Source organism: Methanosarcina sp. DH1 (assembly GCF_020804205.1).
Lineage (GTDB): Archaea > Halobacteriota > Methanosarcinia > Methanosarcinales > Methanosarcinaceae > Methanosarcina > Methanosarcina vacuolata.
In genome coordinates this window covers 114,302-134,846 of sequence record NZ_WJBJ01000010.1, presented here as the reverse complement: position 1 = coordinate 134,846, position 20,545 = coordinate 114,302, and the positions used below count along the sequence as shown (strand labels likewise).

Below are 20,545 nucleotides of genomic sequence, written 5' to 3'. Positions count from 1 at the left end.
TATGCACGGGTTTGTAGTAAAACCTGTATATTTTTCCTATTCATATACGAACTTTTAGTTCAAAAAGTTCGTATTTTGAAGTTACGAGAATACAAGTCTTGCAAGAAAATCTAAATATTATTAGATAGTGAGTTATACCTTTAAAAAGTAAAATTATTTTGGATAAAACATTCTCTTGCTATCAGCAAAAAAGAGATTAACGATCTCTCACGAACCCTTCTTTGCTGATAACAAAAAGGATTTTATTATTTAACCAAATTGTAAGCCCATTCGATCCATTCACAGAGGCATTGTAAATCCTCTTTCTCAATGGTAGCACCGCACCAGATGCGCAAACCCGAAGGGGCATCACGGTAAGAACCGATGTCATAAGCAACTTTTTCTTTCTCAAGCGTTTTAATCAGTTCTTTAAGCTTTTCATCGGATAAATCAACTTTAAAGCAGACACTGGTACTGGACCTTATCTCTTTTGTTTCTGCTAAGAAATGAATCCAGTTGTTTTTAGCAACAAATGCCTCAAAGACCGCCAGATTATCATTTGTCCGCTGGATAAGTGGCTTAAGCCCTCCGACAGACTCTGCCCATTTTAGTGTTGCCAGCCAATCTTCATTAGCCAGCATAGATGGGGTGTTAATAGTAGAGCCTTCAAAAATCTCCTTATTCAGTTTATCACCTTTGGTCAGTCGGAAAATCTTGGGTAATGGCCAGGCAGGAGTATAGCTTTCTAACCGCTGAACAGCCCGTGGGGATAAAATCAGCATCCCGTGTGCACCTTCCCCACCTAAAACCTTCTGCCATGAAAAGGTAATGACATCCAGTTTATGGTAGGGTATATCCATAGCAAATATAGCAGATGTGGCATCGCAAAGCGTGAGCCCTTCCCGGTCATCAGGAATCCAATCGCCGTTGGGTACTTTGACTCCGCTAGTAGTTCCATTCCAGACAAAGACGACATCATTCTTGAAATCGACCTTCTTTAAATCTGGTAATTTCCCGTATTCTGCCTCAAAAACTCGGACATCTTTTAATTTTAACTGTTTAGTGATGTCGGTTGCCCATCCTTTACTGAAAGATTCCCAAACAAGGACATCAACCCCGCGGCACCCTAGCATGGACCACAAGCACATTTCAAAAGCGCCAGTATCGGAAGCCGGTACGATACCTACCAGATAATCATCAGGAAGTCCAAGCATATCTCTTGTTCTTTTAATTGCTTCAGCTAATTTTTCCTTGCCAGGTTTGCTCCGGTGTGACCGGCCAAAAGGTGTATCCTTCAGCTCTTCAACAGAATAACCTGGATGTTTGGCACAAGGCCCAGACGAAAAACAAGGATTATTAGGAACTCGTGTTGGTTTCATTTTATCATTTCCTTTTTTGGTACTGTTAAGTCTTAGGGGGATAAGACATTTTCTAGCTATATGTGAACATGCAATTATAACCATCCCCTTAAGACTTAACAGTACCGCTTTTCGGATAAGAAATAAGAACGCATCGAATTAGAAAACCAACCATTCCTATTTACATTCTCCATGTTTTTAAAATGGGATTCCTTAACACCCCAGGCACATACGATACAGGAAAGATAATTCGGCAATGTGAAATTGAAGTTCTGGAGGGTGATACAATAGATACATTGTCAAAAAGGGTACTTGAAAAAGAAAACTCCTTCTATGTGGAGACTTTGAAATTAATAAGTGAAGGTGTAATTAAATTGTAATGGCAGAGATGGCAACGACAATATAGAATAGAGTATATAACGGAATTTAAAGCGGTGACATGGACATACTCTGTTGCTTGCAGCGGATTGCGCCAGAGCGAGCTGATCATTAAAATTCCTGAGCCTCTGAAGTTCGAAATATTATTGCATGATATTTGTATTCGTAATACATTGATTTTACAAAAGTAGTTTCAAAATTATATTTATCGGCTATTTTTCTAATTGCACCTGGATTATGAGAAAATCCGAGAATATCTCTTGGGTGACTATTCAAGCTTGCCGATAATATAACTTTAAATTCAAAAGCGATTTTGCGCAAAATACTTAAGAAGTTTGCGTCTTGTGAAAACAGTCCTATTTTCCATAATGGATATAATCGAGGGTCCAGTATGTCGAATAACACTATTTTACCCCCTTTATTAAGATAATTTGATGCATTAAAGATAAAGCTATCAATTTCTTGCAATGTCAAATACTGAACCACTCCAGCTGCAGTTATTCGATCAAAGGAGTATTCCAGTTTGTCCCAGACAGTATTATCATCGGCCTGAATTAACAATATATTTCCATATTTTTTTTCCCTGATTTTTTTGCTTGCTTCATCAAGCATGGATGCGGAAAAATCAACTCCTACAAGCTGTTCATATTCCGGCGCATAGTAAACCAGGAGCTCGCCTGCACCGCATCCAAAGTCAAGCAGGGTTTTGCCTCCACCAAGGTGGAATAGTTTTTCCCTGGCTTCCATGGAAATAAATTCTTCATCGGAAAATCTGTGGCCACCGTCTCTCCGATCTGCAAAAAATTCTACCCAAAAATCCTTTAGTTTGGATACGTTTTTTTCACTCTCCCCAAACATTCTTCCTCTACCCCAAATCCCACTTTTTTCTATATCTTCCCATAATATCAAAAATGAGTTATTATTTAAGAGCTTATATCGCGTGGCGGCTTAAATATATCCTTATTTATTTTCTACTAAAAAGACAATATTTCAATCAGTGATGTCTTATTTTAATTATTAATGACATTTAATTTTTATGTTTATCAGTTTATATTCCTTATTTTTTCTGTGTTCGACCTAAAATCGTAAAAATATAGCCCTATTTATTTCTTCATTCGGGAAAGGCTCGTAATTCCCTCTTTAATACCGTAGTAATTTACGTCTATCTCTACAATTATTGCCCTAAATCGAAATTTAGGTCTAAATTAAGATATAATTCTTTTAGAGAACTATTATTCACCTTAATTAATGGAAAAAAGAGAAATAATGTCTAATTTGATAGTAAGTCTAATACAACCCTGGTTACACTTAGATTCCAGGATTAGGTTATTTTTTCAAAGTCCCGACAACAGGATAACCCTTTAATATTTTACCCCCATGTGGCGTCTTGTCCATTTTTCCAGTGAGGTCTGTCCCAGCATTGCATCCGTTATGAGTGCCATTTTTCCAAATATCACTATCAGATACATTATAGACCTGGCCTTGATAGGCAACGTATACCGTTCCATTTTTACCGTTGTACTCTGCAAGTTCTTTAAGTGTATATTCTTTTAGTTCCGATACCCCTGTCACATTCTGCATTTCAGTTGCATTCTGTCTTTCAGTTGGAGAAACTGCTTCAGCAAGAGTTATTTCTGTAATAGGAGTTTCATTTACAGCTTCAGTTATAGCTCCAGCTGGAGCTACAGCCTGTTCAGAGTTTCCTGTTTCATTTGGAGTTACCGGTTTATTTCCTGCACATCCTATTGCGAGGAATATGCCGAACAACACTACCAATACAATCAGCGCTTTTCTCACTATTTCACCCATACAACGTAAGTGTTGTATCCTGAAATGATTTCGCAGATTCAAAACCAGTTGAAAGTTTACATAAAATACAATAGCAGGCAAAGAAAAAGTTAAACGTTGAATAAATTCCAGTTACCTCTTGACACTGCAGATTATTTTGTAAATTCCATGTAGAGACTACATATCACCGTTATGATTACAAATCACCGTTATGATTACAAATCACCGTTATGATTACAAATCACCGTTATGATTACAAATCACCGTTATGATTACAAATCACCGTTATGATTACAAATCACCGTCATGTGGTGTATGTCCAGAACGGCTGATCCCCGCATCTTTATTCCATCGATATCGAAAGCCAGATCGGAGGCTTACTTAGTTGCTAAGCCTCCAAAGAAATTTCTTTGACTTTTTGTTCCTTATCCTTAGATTTCGCCCCAAAGCTCACGTTCCGTTTCATGTTCATAAACTATCTCTATCCACTTTTCACGCAGCATACTGATCCAGTTGGGATGTTCAACGCCTTCATATTCGAATCCTAAAAACTTGTCTTTGCCAAAATGGCTAAACGAAAGTGAAGAGACCTGTTCGAGTGATAGGTCATCAAGAGGCATTAACCCAAAAACTCCATATGTTGGACATGTAGCTGGCACAACACCAATTACAGTTTCCTCATTTTCGATATGGGTATCAACACCGTAAATATCACTACCTGAGCCATCCTGATAAACTGGATTTGATTTAACAAACTTCTTCGTGATTTCGCTGTTGTCTAACCCCTTTTCTGTGACTGTATACTGGACAATTGCATATCCAACCAAAACGCTCTTCGTAACGTACTCAGAAATTCCATCTATGCCCTCAAAGCCAATCTTCATCGGAATAGCATTAACAGCTTCCCTGATTTCATTATACAATTGCTCATTCTCTACCATGCTAATCACTCCCCTGAATAAGCGTTAATATTGCCTTTAGTTATTATATGGTCTTTTTTATTCATAACCGTGAGTACATATTCTCCATTGGATTAGTCATGTGGAGAGCAACAGGACAGAAAATAACAAAAAGCAGGACAGAAAATGCAGTCGTTTTTCCCGTAAAAAGGTTGGCAAGAACTAAAATATTTTTCCGGCTGCTGAATCTACGAAAGTTCTAGCCCTCGTCAACTCGATAAAAGTAAATATGAGTGATGAGCTCATCCCAAAACCAATTTGATTTTTAAAAATTAACAAATTGTTGGAATTATTTTCCAAATTATTATCCATAATCGGCAGCTCGATTAACTGTTTAGAATATGGAATTCAGAGAAATAAATTTGAGTTTTGGTCAGCTCCATTAATATTTCATTTTATGAATCCAATCAAACAATTTCTACTTTTTGAATCGTCATAAGCTCGTTTCCAACAATCTCTCGCAGTTGAGGAATTAAGGATCTTAGTTTTTCTTCATCGTCAATGACTTCCATAACTACTGGAAGGTCATGGCTTAGCTGTAAGACCTTTATGGTATGGATCTTTTTATCCGCTCCATAACCTTCAATACCTCTGAGAAGAGTTGCGCCATTAATACCTGAATCAAGTAAAAATTCGATAACCTTCTCATAAATGGATTTGTCATGAAAAGTTGCGTTTTGCTTTAGATATATGCGAAGAAGTGCGGAAGGCATGAAATCACCTGGTATGCTTTAATTAAGTGTAATTTTATAGGTTATACAGCCAGCATGGAAAATCAAAGTTGCGCTAGCGTACCCCGCTGCAAGAACAGGGTATTTTCGTACCAACGCTCCGAATTTTCATTCCCGCAGCAAGCTAGCGGGGTATTTGGCTTAGCAGGGCATTCAACTGAAAAAAATATTTTTAAAATTCTCGTTTTACGCTGCGTCATATAAAATTTGAAAAGTATTTTATGCTCTGACACTATCTTAGTTAAAGAAATAGTGCAGTTGAGCCATGAGGCCAGTCGCATAAAAGCTCGGTCTACTGACTTAGATTTCACTTTGCACAAACTCGAAACTGCTCGATTTTAAGACAAATTTAAGACAATAATAGAAGTTACAATTATTAAGTAACTGACAAGGTCTGATTAAAATGCCCAAAAGAAGGAATATTTGCAAATGGCTAATGCTTATCACTTTTGTTTCTCTTTTTGTATATAGTTCTGCAAGTGCAGATGATAGCGGATTTAACGATTCCAAATCTAATGAGATCTCTGAGCCTTCTATAAAGGAATTTGAAAATGATTCCTCGTTTATAGCATACAGGGGAACCTTACCAGAAACAATTGATCAGAAGTGGGAAAACTCAATTGTAAATTGCTGGTCAAATCTTACACGAATAGGGCCGTCATATTCCGAATTTGACAACTCTATAAAAAGCGTCGCTTCCAATAACGAAATGCTAATCATTGAATTAGGCTCCGTCTATAAAGAAGAAGTAAATGACTCCAGAATTGACGAGATCTATCAGAAAATTGAGGATTACTGCGAACAGCAGGGAGGCGTAAGTGAGGTTCCTGTGGTTTTTATGTGGGCACAGGATGAGGAGAATCTTCCGTTACCGGATTATGGCCCTCAGATTTTCGACGAAGTTAAAAATGAGTCCGGATTCATAACTACTCGGGGGACAATGCCTGTTATTACAGACGCTAATAATAAAGTGGAATGGGAAGAAACAGCGGGAAATTGTATTCATAGTTTCAGAGCCGAACTTGACCATTATATGCTAGAAAATGGTGGACCAGTTGTTGGGTATGGTTATGACTATAGGGGATACATATTTGTGGAGTTTGATAAAAAATCTCCTGAAAACGTTAATGAGTCAATAATTAATGAAATTTATCGAATAATTGACGACAACTGTAAACAAGAAGGCGTAAGTGAAGCGCCAGTAGTTTTTGAATGGGGAGAAGTGCCAACATTAGATGAAGGGCTTTTACCAGCAGATGAGATACCATATGTAAATGAAAGTAATGGCGTCAACGTCTCAGGCAATGAAAAAAAGATTGCTGGTAATAACACAACCAATCAAATGTCTGGTTTTACTTCAATAATGGCTGTTTTAGGACTGTTATCATTACTGGTTTTCAAGCGCCCATATAAATAAGCAAGGTCATCATTCCCACCATACAAAGGTTTCCTCAAAATATAAGAACAGTAACCAAAGAACTTTGAGGATTGGATTAGTTCAGAAAAAAGTGTAGCCTTTTAAGGCTACAAGAATAATTTTTATTCAGGCATTACTGCGAAACTGTCACAGGAGTTAGCTGACCTCCATCAGTCAGGGTGTAAGTTTTGCCTTCAAGCCAGCTGTTTGTGCTGGAATTTGAGTCATAATATATGGTATTTCCATTGTCCTTTATATTAGACAACGTGGAATCTTCATCTGTGAAACTTGTCAGGTATGAAGTTCCTGTCACATTCCAGGTACTTGTTGAATCCAGGGTCAGGTTCATCGAGCTTGCCGTATTGTTTGCATTAATTGCTCCGGTCAGGGTAGTGTTATTCTGCAACATGGCTGTGACTGAGCTGACATTATCGCAGGTAATATTACCATTGAGAGTCTCATTTTCTGCCTTAAAGGTTACAACACCGCCGTTTGATCCTGTATTACCCCACCTGTCAGCGCTGGCTGTCAAAAGAGTACCCGATGCTGCACTCAAATTAGCATCTTTTAGCTCTATTATGGATTCTGTATTTGTAATATAGAAGAGAGGACCTACTGATGCATTGAGTGACCCGCCGTTCATCGTAAAGCTGCTGGTACCTACTTCGGCATCACCTGAGAAGCTCTGGTAGAGCATGGCTCCGCATTTTTTCTCGCCTGAAATTGTGACATTCGTCAAAGATATGGAATTCTTTCCTTCTATTACGGCAGCTTCCGATCCTGTAGCTGTAATTATGGAATCAGAAACCGTAATATTGCCTGTAGAATAAATTCCTGGAGAACCGTCTCCTGCTGTGTTCATGGTCCCGACTGTAACAGTAATATTTCCGTTTCCACGGTCTGTTGCAATAGCTGCACAGTGTTGCCCGACTGTGGTGATATTTACATCCGTACAGGTTATGTTACCGGTCTGGGTTGCATCCACACCACGGGAGCCGTCGGCAGAAGTATTGATCGTAACATTGGACAGAGTCACTGAAGAACCCGATCCCGTAGCAAAGACACCATTGGCGCCATTGGCGTTTGTAGTTACTGTACAATTGGTGAGCTCTATTGCACTTCCGGACTCTGCCAGTACACCAGCATTGAGGCCGTAAAAGTCGCTATTATCATTCGAAGAGGCGTCTCCTGTTTTTGTCACCGTCGAATTTGAAAGAGTGAAAGTACCACCATTAGTAACTTTGATTCCGTTTTCATCGGTATTAGACGCAGTAAAAGCCTGGTTTGAGCTGGTTTCAGTTCCTCCGCTCTGCGTGTACGCTTCACTTGCCGTAGAAGTATTATTAGTGGTATTAGTCGTATCGGTGATTGTACTATTAGTCGTATCGGTGGTTGTACTCGTCGTAGCTTCGCTGGAAGTTTCCGATCCGGACACGCACCCACAAACTGCCAGGGTAACCAGACTGGCTACAAGTACCAGTGTGGCTATGCCTCGAAATTTAAAGTGCATATTCATTTTATCTCCTTTATTCAAGCCTATAGCTGTGTGCCCGTTAAATTGCCAGAAAAAGAAATAAAGATACTTGCAGGATAAGAGGGAAAAAACGAATTTATTTTAAATTTAAAGATCAATTATACAATTTTCATAGAAACAAAGCTTAATTTTTATATATAAGCCTTAATAGTTTTGTTTTAAAGCTTTATTTTGCAGGAAATATTCGAGAACGTACCGAAAGTTCTGGAAACAATCTTACTCCCATTATATCCAGTTTTAATGGTAATGGAGATTGCTTATATTATGAACAAGTTGCAAATGAAGGCATGGAATGATACGTAAACAGCAGAATGAAGGCAAACGACTAAAGAAAGCGATTCTATGAGAAACACTTACTGATAATGTTGTATGCTTTACTGTTGTGGATAAGCTAGATAATTTGCTTGAGCTAAGAATTCAGACGACATGGAGCGTTAATAAGTATTGATATCTGGTATTGATATCTGGTATTCTTGAAATTGAATGGTTAAGCCGGTATTTTTATGATCACTGCAGAACAAAGCAATACTGATAATATATATATCCGGGAAGTCTCTTCTGAAAGTGATTTAGAAGAAAGCTTGCGGACTGTAAAGACTTCTTTCCTAACGGTAGCAAAGGATTTTAACCTTACAGAAAAGGATAATCCTTCAAACCCTGCCTTTACTAATATTACTAAGCTTAAAGAAATGAAAGTAAATGGCGTAAAGATGTACGGTTTATACGTTGGAATTAAACAGAAAGGTTTTGTGGCAATTGAGAAAGCAAACGATGAGATTTTTTATATGGAGAGATTAGCAGTTCATCCGACTTCGCGACACAAAGGCTACGGAAGAAATCTGATAGACTTTGTAGTTGAATATGCTAAACAAAATGGGGGAAAGAAAGTCTCAATTGGAATCATAAATGAGAATGAAAAGCTAAAGAACTGGTATAAGAAATATGGGTTTGAGGAAACGGGATTAAAAAAGTTTGAACATATGTCATTTACTGTTTGCTTTATGGAGAAAATTCTTCTATAAATACACGGAGTCACTGGCTATTACTACATCACTGACTATTACTACATCACTGACTATTACTACATCACTGACTATTACTACATCACTGACTATTACTACATCACTGACTATTACTACATCACTGACTATTACTACATCACTGACTATTACTACATCACTGACTATTACTACATCGGTGTTCTCTTCCCGCTTCGCTCAAAAGGACTCATTCTTGTTCGCTTCTTCTGAACGCTACCTTTTCCCCGCAATGCTTGTGAAGTTTTTTCGTACCTCCTGCTTCGCTGACAATGGTAAGCATAGTCATAGGGTCAAAGATTCGGGTTCCCATTACTGCAGTAATTCCCCTCTCAAAAAACGGAGCAGGGTAAAGAGGAGAGCTTGGGCCTAGCAGGACAACTTCCCTTGCTGCGCCCCCAAGGGACAGTAGTTCATCAAAAGTCCTGTTGGCGAGAGTACTTGCACTGAGAATGACTACATCCGATACAGGGAGAACTTCTCTGGCTTTTTCCGAGGGCAGAGTCAGGGTTTTCGGAGATTCGATTTCACGCTTTTCGAGGATCGTAAGTTTCTCGGTTATTTTCAGGATTTTGGGTACAAGGGGACCAAAATATCCTACCATTGCAACCCTGTCTTCGGGTTTTATGAGGTCAAGGATATCCACGTTTGATGTCGGGAATTTTTCAGGTTTCGTATCCAGCAACATGTGAGAAAGAGCATTTGCAGTTGCAATTCCGATCGCAGCTTCAAGAGGATTTTTGGATAGGGCAAGTTCAAGCACTTTATCCGCAGTTTTACCTTTCAGAGAGCCCGCAAACCCAAGAGCAGGACAGCCTGAAAACTCGTAAAGCGGGGTGCAGGCAACGCCCCCATAGTTTTTTTCAGAAAGCAGAACTCCTATATAGGCGAGCCCTATCCTTACATCCTTTACTTCTACGTCCTTAAGAGCAGGTCCCAGGTCATTTTTGAGAGCATTCACCAGGGTGGGCAGAATTTCAGTTTCTTCTTTTTTTCCTTCTCCTTTATTTACTTCTCCTGTTTTTCCTTTTCCTATTCCTTTCAATCCATTTTTTTCCTTTTTTTCTTCAGTTTCCGGGAATTTTCTTTTTTCGGGATATTCTGTTTCTGGCATGCTGCCACCTTTTTACCTTTTTATCTCTATTAATCTCTGTTCAAATTCTTTCGATTTTTGTTGAGAAGTCAAGTGGATTTGCGTAATAGGGAGCACTTATAACGATAATATCTACAAAAGGAGCATATTCAGGAATCATGGGCCCTTTGATTCCTCCCACTGCAAGTTCAAGCTTTGGATTTAGTTTCTTAAGTTCGGGCCCGAGTTCCCGTAGTTCTTCCGGAGAAATGTGGTCAAGGAGCATAATATCCGACATTCCGGCATATTTGAACGCTTCTTCTCTCGTTCTGGGCTCTATTTCTATCTTTTTAATAGCCTTGAGCTTTCCCAGTTCGCCTGCAACTTCCAGGTGGTTCTGGCTGAACTGAATGGAATCGCTGAGGGAGTTTCTATGAATGTCTCCTCCGCCTGCCCGCACGGCTTTAATCTCAAATATCCTCGATCCGGGGTGGGTCTTACGGCTTGTTGCAATAATAAGGTCAGGGTTTGCCTTTCGGCCTGCACTAACGAGAGATGCTGTCTTCGTGGCAATTGCACACATGATGGTGAGGAAAGTCTGGGAAACCCTCCAGTACCTGAACAGGAGTTTAAGGTCTCCTTCGGCTTCGAAAATTGCATCCCCGGGCTTGAAAGTCTCTCCATCTCGAAGGTAATTCAGGGTCTTCAGGTTTTTTCTTTCATAATACTCTGCCAGGTCGCCGGCACAGGCACATATCCCATTTTCTCTTGAAACAATCCTCATTTTTCCCCTGCCTTCAAGCCTGAGCAGTTCTGCGCTTTCATCCTGATAAGGACAGTCTTCATAAAAATACAGATCAAAAAGGTCTATCATGTTTTACCTCAGAGATTTTCGTTATAAATTCCTTGCTTTTATGTTTCAATGTTCTTCGCTGCCGGTTTTTAGATTAATTTCGTATCGACCTCGTATCGATCTCGTATCAATTTCTTTGCTACCGGCGTATTTTCATTTTACTTATGATTCTGTTAATCTTGCTCCCAATATGCGTTAGTTCATTCCGACTTCAAATTTTCCTTGTCCTGTGAACGCTCTTGTGAATTTTCCTGTAAATTTCCTTGAGAATTCTCCTGTGAATTTTCCTGTGAATTCTCCTGTGAATTTTCTGTGAATTCACCTTATTATCCTGGCATTTGAAGCTTTGAACACAGCATATATTTCCCTGCCTGGTTCGAGCCCGAGCATTTCACATGACGTCGGCGTAACCACGACTTTAATTTCTGCATGTCCCATCTCTATCTCGACCACGACAAGATGTTCCTTTTTGAAAACTCCTGAAACTTTTCCCTTCAAAGTGTTTCGGGCCGAACTTTCCATAACCCCTCTGGCAAGAATAACCTCTTCCGGGCGGATAGAAACAGCAACCTCTTCTCCGGGTTCGGCAGGGTCTGATGAATAGATTTTCAGTCCTTCGGCTTCAATCACTGTGAGTTTTCCTTCGAGAGCCTTTACCTTTCCCTCAAGCACGTTGGTGCCCAGAAACTCGGCCACGAAATCAGGAGAAGGTCGCCTGAAAACCGACTCAGGGTCTCCTGACTGCATAACTTTCCCTTTCCTTAATACGACCACGCGGTTCGCCAGAGCCCAGACGTCTTCAAAATCGTGGGTCACATGCAAAACAGTAGTACTGTACTCACTGATCGCTTTTTTCAGCATCTTCCTGAGCTTTTCTTTTGTTCTTGCATCAAGGGCACTGAAGGGTTCGTCCAGAAGGAGCAGTTTTGGTCTGACTATAAGGCTCCTTGCAATGGCTGCCCTTTGCTTTTCCCCTCCGCTCAGGGTAGCTGGTTTCCTGTATAGCAGCTCACCTATCCCGAGGACTCCGGCAATCTGCTTTACTTCGGCTTCGATCTGCTTTTTGTCTCTGAGCTTTTTTCGAATTGCATATGCTATATTTTCGAAAACGTTCATGTGAGGAAAAAGCATGTGGTCCTGATACACTATACTTATCTGCCTCATATCCGGAGGAAGATCGGTAATATCTTTTCCTTCGAGAATAATCCTGCCCTTTTCAGGACCGTAAAACCCTATTACCGTTTCAAGGAGAAGGGACTTCCCGCTTCCTGTAGGACCTATCAGGGTCAGGTAATCTCCTTTTTCGGCTTTGAGCTCTATCCTGTCGAGTTCAAAACCCCCTACATCAAGGCAGAGGTCCCTAACTTCAAGAAAACTCACAGCCTCCCTCCTTCAAACCTTTCAAAGCTAAGGATTGCAAGAAAAGCAATTCCCATGAGCAAAATTCCACTTGTGATTGCCATTTCCAGATTTCCATAGGAAATGTTCAGGTAGAGAGTCACAGGCAGAACTTCGGTATACATATATGATCCACCTGCCAGCACCAGCACTGCTCCAAAAGCCCCTATACAGCGGGCAAAAGTTATCACTCCTGAAGCAAAAAGCCCACTCTTTGCCATTGGAAGAGTCACGTGCCTGAAGGTTTCGAATTCTCCGTATCCAAAGCTCCTTGAGACCAGTTCGTATCTGGGGCTGATGTCTTCAAAGGTGGAGTAGATTATCCTTATAGCATAGGGAAAGGCTACAAAAAACTGGGCAATTATTATCCCGAGTTTGCTGAAGGTTACTTTTATCCCCACAGCTTCAAGCGCAGGACCGAGAAAGCTCTGCCCGAAAAGAAGCAGGAGGGCAAGGCCCATTACCAGTTCAGGAAATGCCATTGGGAGCCCGAGTACGGTCTTTATAATGCTTTTTCCTGAAAAGGAGAAACGTGAAAGGGCATAGGCTGTTGGAATTGAACAGCACATTACAGAAAATGTTGAGATTGAAGAGGTCAGCACGGAAAGCTTCATTGAATAAAGCATTTCTTCCGAAAGCAGGGCTGAAAAGATTTCTGATGGACTAAGGACGAAGAACAAGGTTCCTATGGATAAGAAAAGCAAAAAAGTGAAGAACAGGGCAATGCCCACTGTGAGTTTCCTGAACCAGGAGTATTTCATACCCGGATATTTTAAGAACTGCATGGCTCAAAGCCCCATTTTTCCCAGGTGGCCTTCGCTTCATCTCCTGCAATGTAAGTGTTAAATGCTTCTGCCAGTTCAGGGTCTTCTGTATATGTGGAAACTGCTGTGGGTATGGTCTGTATTTTATTCTGTTTTTCAGGGATAGAGATTACTTTGAGTTTTCCACTTGCTTCACTCCAGTTTGCCATATCTTCCCATATAATTGCTGCATCCGCATCTCCAGACGTGAGGTAAATAAGGAGCTGATTTACTGTTGCAGTCTTGACAATTGTGTTATTCTGTACTTCAGGAAGGATTCCTGCTTGTGTACAGATCTTTTCCGAGACCCTGCCTATTGCAGGCCCATTCGGGTCTCCAAGAGCCAGCTTTACTCCGGGTTTTGCCAGGTCCTCGAGTTTGCTTATGTTTGCAGGATTTCCCGCAGGTACTGCAATAACCGGGATATGTCGGGTCAGGTTTTCCACGCTGTCATTGAAAACATAATTCCTTTCCATAGCCTGTTCAGTGTAGTGATAGTCTCCGGGAATGAATACATCGCACTCCTTAGAGGTCAGAAATCCGAAGATTTCAGCACTTCCTCCATAACGAACCTCGATATCTGCTCCAGTTTCGTTTTCAAAATTCCCAATCAATTCATTCATGGGCTTTATAAGTCCTGCTCCGGCACAAACAGTGAGCTTCTGTCCCTCAAATTCATTTTCCGAATAATTAGAAGCAGGACCAGGAGACATTTTTTCAGTACATCCGGAGCCAGCCATAACCATAGCCAACAACATGATAATTATGAATGCGCAGACCTTTTTCATGCAAAACCCTCACATGGAATTTAGACGATATGTCTGAATATGCATAACGATTAATAGGACTTATTATAAAAACATTTTATATAAATATAATTGGAGAGTGGTAAAAAATCCTATTTTTCTTCGGACCAAGATATAAAAAAGTAAAGAAGTGTATTTTTTTCATTTAAAGGTCAAGTATTCGATGCTTGTAATCTTCTAATTCTTCAGCTCCCCTCTCCCTGGACATAAGGCTCACTTCGTAAATGATATGAGATGGAAGCACGTTCATCCCCATATATTCAAAAATGCAATGGGTTATTGATTCCATATGCTTATTCAGGTCTCCGTGAGCCCCTCCCTCAGAATACATTGCTTTCGGAGCTCCGGTAGTTGCAACAATCATTGCGGATTTTCCTTTAAAGAGCCCGGTATCGTAGTCATTATTCGTAACCGGGTTGAACCCAAACCCAGGAGCCAGAACGCGGTCGATCCATCCTTTCATTATAGCTGGCATGAAAGTGAAATAAACAGGGAACTGGAAAATCAGAAGGTCTGCCCACTTTACTTTTTCCATTTCCTCTTTAATATCAGGCGCAAAAGCCCCTGTTTTAGAGGCCTGAATCGCTTCAAAGAAAGGTTTGAAAACGTCCTGCTTTTTTCGTTCAGGAAAATCCGAAGCTTTCAGGACAGGATGAAACTTCATTGCATAAAGATCCGAAAGCTTTACTTCATGCCCTTTCTCCTGCAGGGCAGCAAGTGCTGTTTCCTTTAAGGAGCCGTTAAAAGACTTCGGTTCCGGGTGTGCGTAAACATAAAGAACTTTCATTTCATTCCCCCAAATTATATATTAAATTCATTTTCCGGGATAAAAAAGTAAGGTTACTTAACTTTTGAGGCGACAGGAAATGAAAAACTACGCATCTGAACCTCCGGAATCAGATAAGATTCAAACAAACTCCATCATCCTGGGGTAGGACTCGGACTAGACAGAGCCCGAGTAAATTAATCCACCCGAAAAAGCGAAAATCAGTATCTCTTGCCCATAATTCAGCCCTCTTGAATGCAACTCTTGACCCTCAATAGGTACGCCGGTTGATCGTGCCGACCACCTTGTTGCTTGAACGCCTTGTTTTTCGGTCAAGCCTTTTTTGAAAAGGGTTGAGGGAAAGCAGTTTTTTGAAAAGGGTTGAGGGAAAGCAGTTATTTCAAAAGGCTTGCCTCAAAGAGTACCTTTAGTGCTTTTTACCTCTTTACCCTCGATTTTTACAGCACGTTTCATTGCATAGGCAAAAGCCTTGAAAAGAGCCTCGATTTTGTGATGGTCATTATCGCCATAGACACTCGCATGGATGGTAATTTTTGCATTTGAGGCAAGCGTTTCAAAGAAGTGCTTGACAAGCTGGGTACTGAATTGTCCTACCTGGGGAGATGAAAACTCGGCTTTCAGGACAAGATAACTGCGTCCGCCTACATCCAGGGCGACCTCGGCAAGGGCTTCGTCCATTGGAATTCTGGCCTCCCCAAAACGGGCAATTCCTGCCATATCTCCAAGCGCCTCTGCAAGCACTTTTCCGAGAACTATTCCTGTGTCTTCCACAAGGTGATGCTCGTCCACGTACAGGTCACCGTCCGCACGTACTTTAAGGTCAAACTCTGCATGCCTTGCAAAAGAAGTAAGCATATGGTCAAAAAACCCGATCCCTGTGTTAATATCGGCAATCCCAGTGCCGTCAAGGTTCAGCTCAAGCTGGATATTGGTCTCTTTTGTTTTGCGGGACAATCTGCCTGTTCTCATACAGCATCACATTCTCTTTAAATTTATAAATACTTTCTATCTGGCTACCGTGAATTCCTTTCTATATTTTTCCTGAAGATTGAAAAAAATGGAATTATGCCTAAGGTCTCTGCCAGGAAGGAAAAATAAGGTTCAGATCACTCATGCCGGATTATTTCAATCGCTGCTTCAAGTGTGAACCTGCCTGTGTATAGAGCGCTGCCTACCACCACTCCTGCTGCTCCGGTTTTCTTCAGGACCTGAAGGTCTTGAAGGGAACTTACTCCTCCAGATGCGATTACAGGAATGCTGACAGATTCCACAAGTTCTTTTGTAGGGACAGGATTTACGCCCTGCATAAGGCCTTCGGTATCGATATTTGTAAAAAGCAGGCTGCCTGCGCCCAGTTCTTCAAACTTCCTGCCCATTTCTACAGGAGTTTGTGAGCATTCCTCAGTCCAACCTTTGATAGATATTTTTCCGTTTTTTGCATCCAGGGCAACGGTCACACGTTCGCTTCCAAAGGCATTTGAGAGCTGTTTTACAAGGTCCGGGTTCTGAAGCGCAGCTGTTCCGAGAATCGCCCTCGAGACTCCCAGTTCAAGCAGAGAAGCTGCGTCCTCAAAACTCCGAATGCCTCCTCCAACCTGAATCTGTACTCCTTTTTCCTGGCATGCACTCACTATTTTTTCGATTATAGGGGCGTTTTTACGCTCTCCTTCAATTGCTCCGTCCAGATCTACCAGATGCAGGGTCTTTGCCCCTTTTCGAACCCAATCAAGAGCAGCTTCAACAGGATCGTCAAGGGACACAATCTCGCTGCCAGGCACTCCCTGCACAAGCTGAACGCACTTTCCGCCCCTCATATCCACTGCAGGAATTACTTCAAAAACCAAAGTCACATCTCCGACACGTCTTTGAGAAATCTCATTCTATCTTTGAGAAATCTCATTCTGTTAAATCTCATTCTGTTAAATCTCATTCTGTTTGTCTTGCCTGAAAACCCATTTTTCCGGATTTTTTCCTTTCAGGGCATTATTCTTTCGATAGGTACGACAAGAACGTCACGCGCACCAACCTTCTTCAGCTTATTTACAATGGTAAAAATCAGGTCTGCATCCACAACAGCATGAACTGCAAGGATGGATTCTCCGGGCAATTTGCTGGATTCGACCTTCATAACCGTCGGGCCTGACATTCCTGGAAGGACTTCTTTTACTGCCTTGAGGGAAGACTCGGGAACATTCATCATAAGATAGCGACGATGCTTTGCATTTAGCACGCTTTCCAGTGCAGTTTTGATGTCCAGAATTTTTTCCTTTTTCTTGAGGCTTTCCTTATTTGCGATCAGATAGACTGTGGAAGAAAAAACGGTGTCAATAGGCTTTAAATGATTAATCAACAGAGTGGTTCCGGAACTTGAGATGTCCACGATTGCATCCGCTATTCCCACATGTGGAGTCATTTCACAGGCTCCGCTAACCTTTATAACCTCAACATTGATTCCAAGATTGTTGAAGTACTGGCGTGTGATTTCCGGGAACTCGGTTGCAATCTTTCGGCCTTCAAGATCCTCAGCTTTCTGGAAATCAGAGTCCTCAGGGACAGCCAGAACAAGGCTAGCCTTTCCGAATTTAAGGTCCAGAAGAGTTTCAACCTTTGCTCCTCTTTCCGTAATCAGATCTATGCCTGTAATACCTACGTCTGCAGCCCCATCCTGTACGTACTCAGGAATGTCAGCAGCCCTGGCAAAGAGGATATGGATATCCGGATCGGTAGTTTTTGCAAAAAGTTTTCGACTTTCGGCCCCTCCACTTATTGGGAGCCCTGCATCTTTGAAAATAGAGATTGTGGGTTCGTAAAGGCGCCCTTTATTGGGTATTGCAATGCGAATCATCTGTTATGTCCTCTATAAATAATCTGCCGGGAGGTGTTTTCCCGGGTAAGCTCATCAAAGTAAAAACATTTATCCAGAATACTCTAGTATAATATAGACTTCACGGTAAGATCTCATAGAAGTTTTCCTTTAAGAAAGGCAGGTCCATAGATAAAAAGCCTACTCATTACGAATTAATTTTGATGACAAATCAGTAAACTTCCAGAATTGAAGGTAAAAAATCGTTTTTAGAGTAATTATTACCTTTAGTAATTAAGGAGGGGGAAAAATTATATAGTCATAGTAATTTAATAGAGAAATGAGTTTTGAAGTATATATTAGAAATTATTAATGTCAGAGTAACAAAAGAATTAATCACAACAGAGTGCTAAGTATAGCAGACTGATGGTACAACTGACCGAAAAATAGTAAATCAATAACATTCCCATTTAATAATAAAAACTATTATCGATTTTGAAAAAAGAGGATCTAAATGGCCCGAAATATCAAAGTGGAGGAGCTCTTCCAAACTCCTATTGAGAAACAGAGGATAGAGCTTGTAGAACGCAAAGGGATAGGGCATCCTGATAGTATATCAGACGGACTGGCCGAAGCCGTAAGTCGCGCACTATGCAGGGAATACATAAGCAAATGTGGAGCCGTACTCCACCATAATACTGACGAAACCCAGATTGTAGCCGGGAGGTCCAGCCCAAAGTTCGGGGGCGGAGAAATACTGCAGCCTATATATATTCTACTGGTAGGCAGGGCAACAAAGGAGTTTGAGGGGGTAGATCTTGCTACTGAGTCTGTAGCTCTACAAGCTGCCAGACGCTATCTTAAGAATACCCTTGTAAACATGGATCTCGAAAGAGATGTCATAATGGACTGCAAACTCGGGACAGGGTCTTCAGACTTGAGAGATGTCTTCAAAAGAGACAGGATTCCGGTTGCAAATGATACCTCATTCGGAGTTGGGCATGCTCCGTTTTCCGAGCTTGAAAACCTTGTATATAACACCGAAAGGCAACTGCTCACAGACCTTAAGTCGCGCATGCCTGGAATCGGAGAAGATATGAAGGTCATGGGACTCAGGGATGGAGAGGACATAACTCTTACAATATGCAGCGGCATGATCGGGAGATATATTGACGACCTTGACAGCTACATAAATATGACCCAGGAAATGCAGACTTATGTTGAGGAGATGGCAACCAGGTATACTGAGCGCAATGTAAAGGTCTGCATCAACACAGGAGATGACCTGAAAACCAGCTCTGTTTTCCTCACAGTTACAGGCACTTCAGCTGAAATGGGGGATGACGGCTCGGTAGGGCGCGGAAACCGCTGCAATGGGCTGATCACACCAAACAGGCCTATGAGTATGGAGGCAACCAGCGGAAAGAACCCGATTAACCACATCGGTAAAATCTACAACCTCCTCTCGACCCAGATGGCCCGTGATATTGTAAAGCAGGTTCCGGAAGTCCAGGACGTTTACATAAGGCTGCTTTCCCAGATCGGAAAACCAATTGACCAGCCACTCGTAGCAAGTGCGCAGGTTATCCCCAGAGAAGGCACTTCTTTTGCAAAGGTCAAAGCCGAAGCCGAAGTTGTCATGGATGACTGGCTTTCCAATGTGACAAAGATTACCGAAATGGTAATTAAAGGAGAATTGAACACTTTCTAAACAAGGAAAACATTATCGAGAAGAACCTTTGGGTTCTTTTCATAATACTTTTATTATGACTATTTTTAATTTTAGCTTATAAATTAACAAGAAGTTACTCATTTTTAATGTGAAATCCGGTGATTTAAGATTGGAGCCGGTTATTTTTAGGTATAATAAGTTTATTTTCAGGTCAAACGTGGGCATTTACTGGGAAAACAGGTTTATTTTTAAGAACATGAGAGTAACATCGAGTTATGAACACACTCCAGAGAACTCGTAAGAGAACTCATGAGAGAACTCATAAGAGTTGGGAGTAAAGTAGGCTATAGAATGAGTTTACATGCTCAAAATATTCATAAAAATGCCCCTATAGCCCATATCTAGCGTAAAAGATATATACCATCGCCATATATGAGATGGTGCACTCAAGCAGTGCAACAGTGGAACAATAAACATTGTCCCGCCTTAACTCAGTGGTAGAGTGCGCGGCTGTAGTTCGGCTCGTGCGGGTAAAATTACCCGTACATTTCCGCGCAGGCACCGCGATGTCCCCGGTTCGAGTCTGGGAGGCGGGACCTAAACAATTTCCAGAATCGAAAAGCTTCAACGGGAACATTTATATATTAAAAAAGCGTTTATGTTTTGCTCGCAACGCGGGTGAAAAACAATAGCAAAAGACACCGAAGTGTCCGGATAGTGTAGAGGCCTATCATGGAGCCCTGTCGAGGCTCCGACTCGGGTTCGAATCCCGGTCCGGGCGTTTCCAAATTAAAGCTCGATTGTCACTAATCGAGCGAAAACTTTTTTATAACTCTTTTTTTAAAATTAATTTATTTTATACAACTTTTGTTCATAAAATTAATTTTCAGGCAGCGCCTTCAACACAAGTAAAAAAGCTTTTCAAAACTATTTCATATTAACATTATGAATATTTTATGTTCAGTTTTTGACGCTTCTCTTCGAACTCTTCATTACGATCAGCGAAACGACCAGGAGAAAAAAAGATTGAATGAAGTCAATGATTTGATTCGCACATTTTTGATTTTTATATTTTAGGAATACAAAATTAAGCCGTTTCCATTTTGTGGACTCACCTGAATCATCCACCAAACCCCTATTATTTAGCACTCTGGAAATATCATTACCATT

The 20,545-nt window shown here is 41.0% G+C and carries 19 protein-coding genes and 2 tRNA genes; 6 read left to right on the top strand and 15 right to left on the bottom strand.

Annotated elements, in window-relative coordinates; translation table 11 throughout:
- Positions 1-245: 245 nt before the first annotated feature.
- On the bottom strand, positions 246-1,358 hold the full coding sequence (locus FXW07_RS05605; protein WP_229394584.1) for a phosphoserine transaminase: 1,113 nt from the start codon (positions 1,356-1,358) through the stop codon (positions 246-248).
- A 182-nt stretch (positions 1,359-1,540) separates the two neighbouring features.
- On the opposite strand from FXW07_RS05605, the gene FXW07_RS05600 reads away from it, so the two are divergent.
- Entirely contained in the window at positions 1,541-1,717 is a 177-nt protein-coding gene (locus tag FXW07_RS05600; RefSeq protein WP_229394582.1) for a formyltransferase family protein, read from the top strand.
- Between the two features lie 109 nt (positions 1,718-1,826).
- Here the strand turns inward: FXW07_RS05600 and FXW07_RS05595 are convergent, their stop codons facing one another.
- The 4 genes from FXW07_RS05595 to FXW07_RS05580 form a co-directional block, all read right to left on the bottom strand.
- Positions 1,827-2,573, bottom strand: coding sequence for a methyltransferase domain-containing protein (locus FXW07_RS05595; protein WP_229394581.1), 747 nt, complete (start codon positions 2,571-2,573; stop codon positions 1,827-1,829).
- A gap of 468 nt (positions 2,574-3,041) precedes the next feature.
- Positions 3,042-3,524, bottom strand: coding sequence for a cytochrome b5 domain-containing protein (locus FXW07_RS05590; RefSeq protein WP_229394580.1), 483 nt, complete (start codon positions 3,522-3,524; stop codon positions 3,042-3,044).
- A gap of 410 nt (positions 3,525-3,934) precedes the next feature.
- Positions 3,935-4,444 carry a hypothetical protein gene (locus FXW07_RS05585; RefSeq protein WP_229394579.1) on the bottom strand — a complete coding sequence of 170 codons (510 nt, stop codon included), beginning with the start codon at positions 4,442-4,444 and terminating at the stop codon, positions 3,935-3,937.
- A gap of 425 nt (positions 4,445-4,869) precedes the next feature.
- Entirely contained in the window at positions 4,870-5,175 is a 306-nt protein-coding gene (locus tag FXW07_RS05580) for a DUF190 domain-containing protein (protein WP_048123092.1), read from the bottom strand.
- A 421-nt stretch (positions 5,176-5,596) separates the two neighbouring features.
- On the opposite strand from FXW07_RS05580, the gene FXW07_RS05575 reads away from it, so the two are divergent.
- Entirely contained in the window at positions 5,597-6,610 is a 1,014-nt protein-coding gene (locus FXW07_RS05575) for a hypothetical protein (RefSeq protein WP_229394578.1), read from the top strand.
- 133 nt (positions 6,611-6,743) lie between these two features.
- Here the strand turns inward: FXW07_RS05575 and FXW07_RS05570 are convergent, their stop codons facing one another.
- Complete coding sequence (locus FXW07_RS05570) at positions 6,744-8,120, bottom strand: right-handed parallel beta-helix repeat-containing protein (RefSeq protein ID WP_229394577.1); 1,377 nt, start codon at positions 8,118-8,120, stop codon at positions 6,744-6,746.
- A gap of 527 nt (positions 8,121-8,647) precedes the next feature.
- On the opposite strand from FXW07_RS05570, the gene FXW07_RS05565 reads away from it, so the two are divergent.
- A complete protein-coding gene (locus tag FXW07_RS05565) occupies positions 8,648-9,166 on the top strand; it encodes a GNAT family N-acetyltransferase (RefSeq protein WP_229394576.1) in 519 nt (172 codons plus the stop codon).
- A 205-nt stretch (positions 9,167-9,371) separates the two neighbouring features.
- Here the strand turns inward: FXW07_RS05565 and FXW07_RS05560 are convergent, their stop codons facing one another.
- From FXW07_RS05560 to hisG, 9 genes are all read right to left on the bottom strand, one after another.
- Entirely contained in the window at positions 9,372-10,295 is a 924-nt protein-coding gene (locus tag FXW07_RS05560) for a DUF364 domain-containing protein (RefSeq protein ID WP_229394575.1), read from the bottom strand.
- A 40-nt stretch (positions 10,296-10,335) separates the two neighbouring features.
- Entirely contained in the window at positions 10,336-11,127 is a 792-nt protein-coding gene (locus FXW07_RS05555) for a nicotinate-nucleotide pyrophosphorylase (RefSeq protein WP_229394574.1), read from the bottom strand.
- A gap of 297 nt (positions 11,128-11,424) precedes the next feature.
- Positions 11,425-12,486 (bottom strand): ATP-binding cassette domain-containing protein, encoded by a 1,062-nt coding sequence (locus FXW07_RS19500; RefSeq protein WP_229394573.1) that lies wholly within the window; start codon positions 12,484-12,486, stop codon positions 11,425-11,427.
- A complete protein-coding gene (locus tag FXW07_RS05545) occupies positions 12,483-13,289 on the bottom strand; it encodes an ABC transporter permease (protein WP_229394571.1) in 807 nt (268 codons plus the stop codon). The genes FXW07_RS19500 and FXW07_RS05545 overlap by 4 nt, the downstream gene beginning before the upstream one ends.
- The gene (modA, locus tag FXW07_RS05540; RefSeq protein WP_229394570.1) at positions 13,277-14,095 is read right to left on the bottom strand and encodes a molybdate ABC transporter substrate-binding protein; all 819 of its coding nucleotides are present in this window, start codon (positions 14,093-14,095) and stop codon (positions 13,277-13,279) included. Before modA ends, FXW07_RS05545 begins: the two co-directional genes overlap by 13 nt.
- A 163-nt stretch (positions 14,096-14,258) precedes the next feature.
- A complete protein-coding gene (locus FXW07_RS05535) occupies positions 14,259-14,900 on the bottom strand; it encodes an NAD(P)H-dependent oxidoreductase (RefSeq protein ID WP_229394567.1) in 642 nt (213 codons plus the stop codon).
- Between the two features lie 393 nt (positions 14,901-15,293).
- Positions 15,294-15,869, bottom strand: coding sequence for an imidazoleglycerol-phosphate dehydratase HisB (gene hisB, locus FXW07_RS05530; protein WP_229394566.1), 576 nt, complete (start codon positions 15,867-15,869; stop codon positions 15,294-15,296).
- A gap of 137 nt (positions 15,870-16,006) precedes the next feature.
- Positions 16,007-16,744, bottom strand: a complete 738-nt coding sequence (gene hisA, locus FXW07_RS05525; protein WP_048123108.1) for a 1-(5-phosphoribosyl)-5-[(5-phosphoribosylamino)methylideneamino]imidazole-4-carboxamide isomerase — start codon at positions 16,742-16,744, stop codon at positions 16,007-16,009.
- Positions 16,745-16,875: 131 nt separating this feature from the next.
- On the bottom strand, positions 16,876-17,745 hold the full coding sequence (gene hisG / locus FXW07_RS05520; RefSeq protein WP_048123115.1) for an ATP phosphoribosyltransferase: 870 nt from the start codon (positions 17,743-17,745) through the stop codon (positions 16,876-16,878).
- 472 nt (positions 17,746-18,217) lie between these two features.
- Between hisG and FXW07_RS05515 the strand changes: the two genes are divergently transcribed.
- The 3 genes from FXW07_RS05515 to FXW07_RS05505 all read left to right on the top strand — a co-directional run bounded on the left by FXW07_RS05515 (position 18,218) and on the right by FXW07_RS05505 (position 20,156).
- Positions 18,218-19,414 (top strand): methionine adenosyltransferase, encoded by a 1,197-nt coding sequence (locus FXW07_RS05515; RefSeq protein ID WP_229394564.1) that lies wholly within the window; start codon positions 18,218-18,220, stop codon positions 19,412-19,414.
- A gap of 441 nt (positions 19,415-19,855) precedes the next feature.
- Positions 19,856-19,971 (top strand) — tRNA-Tyr (locus FXW07_RS05510).
- A 112-nt stretch (positions 19,972-20,083) separates the two neighbouring features.
- Positions 20,084-20,156, top strand: a tRNA-Asp gene (locus FXW07_RS05505).
- Positions 20,157-20,545: the final 389 nt, after the last annotated feature.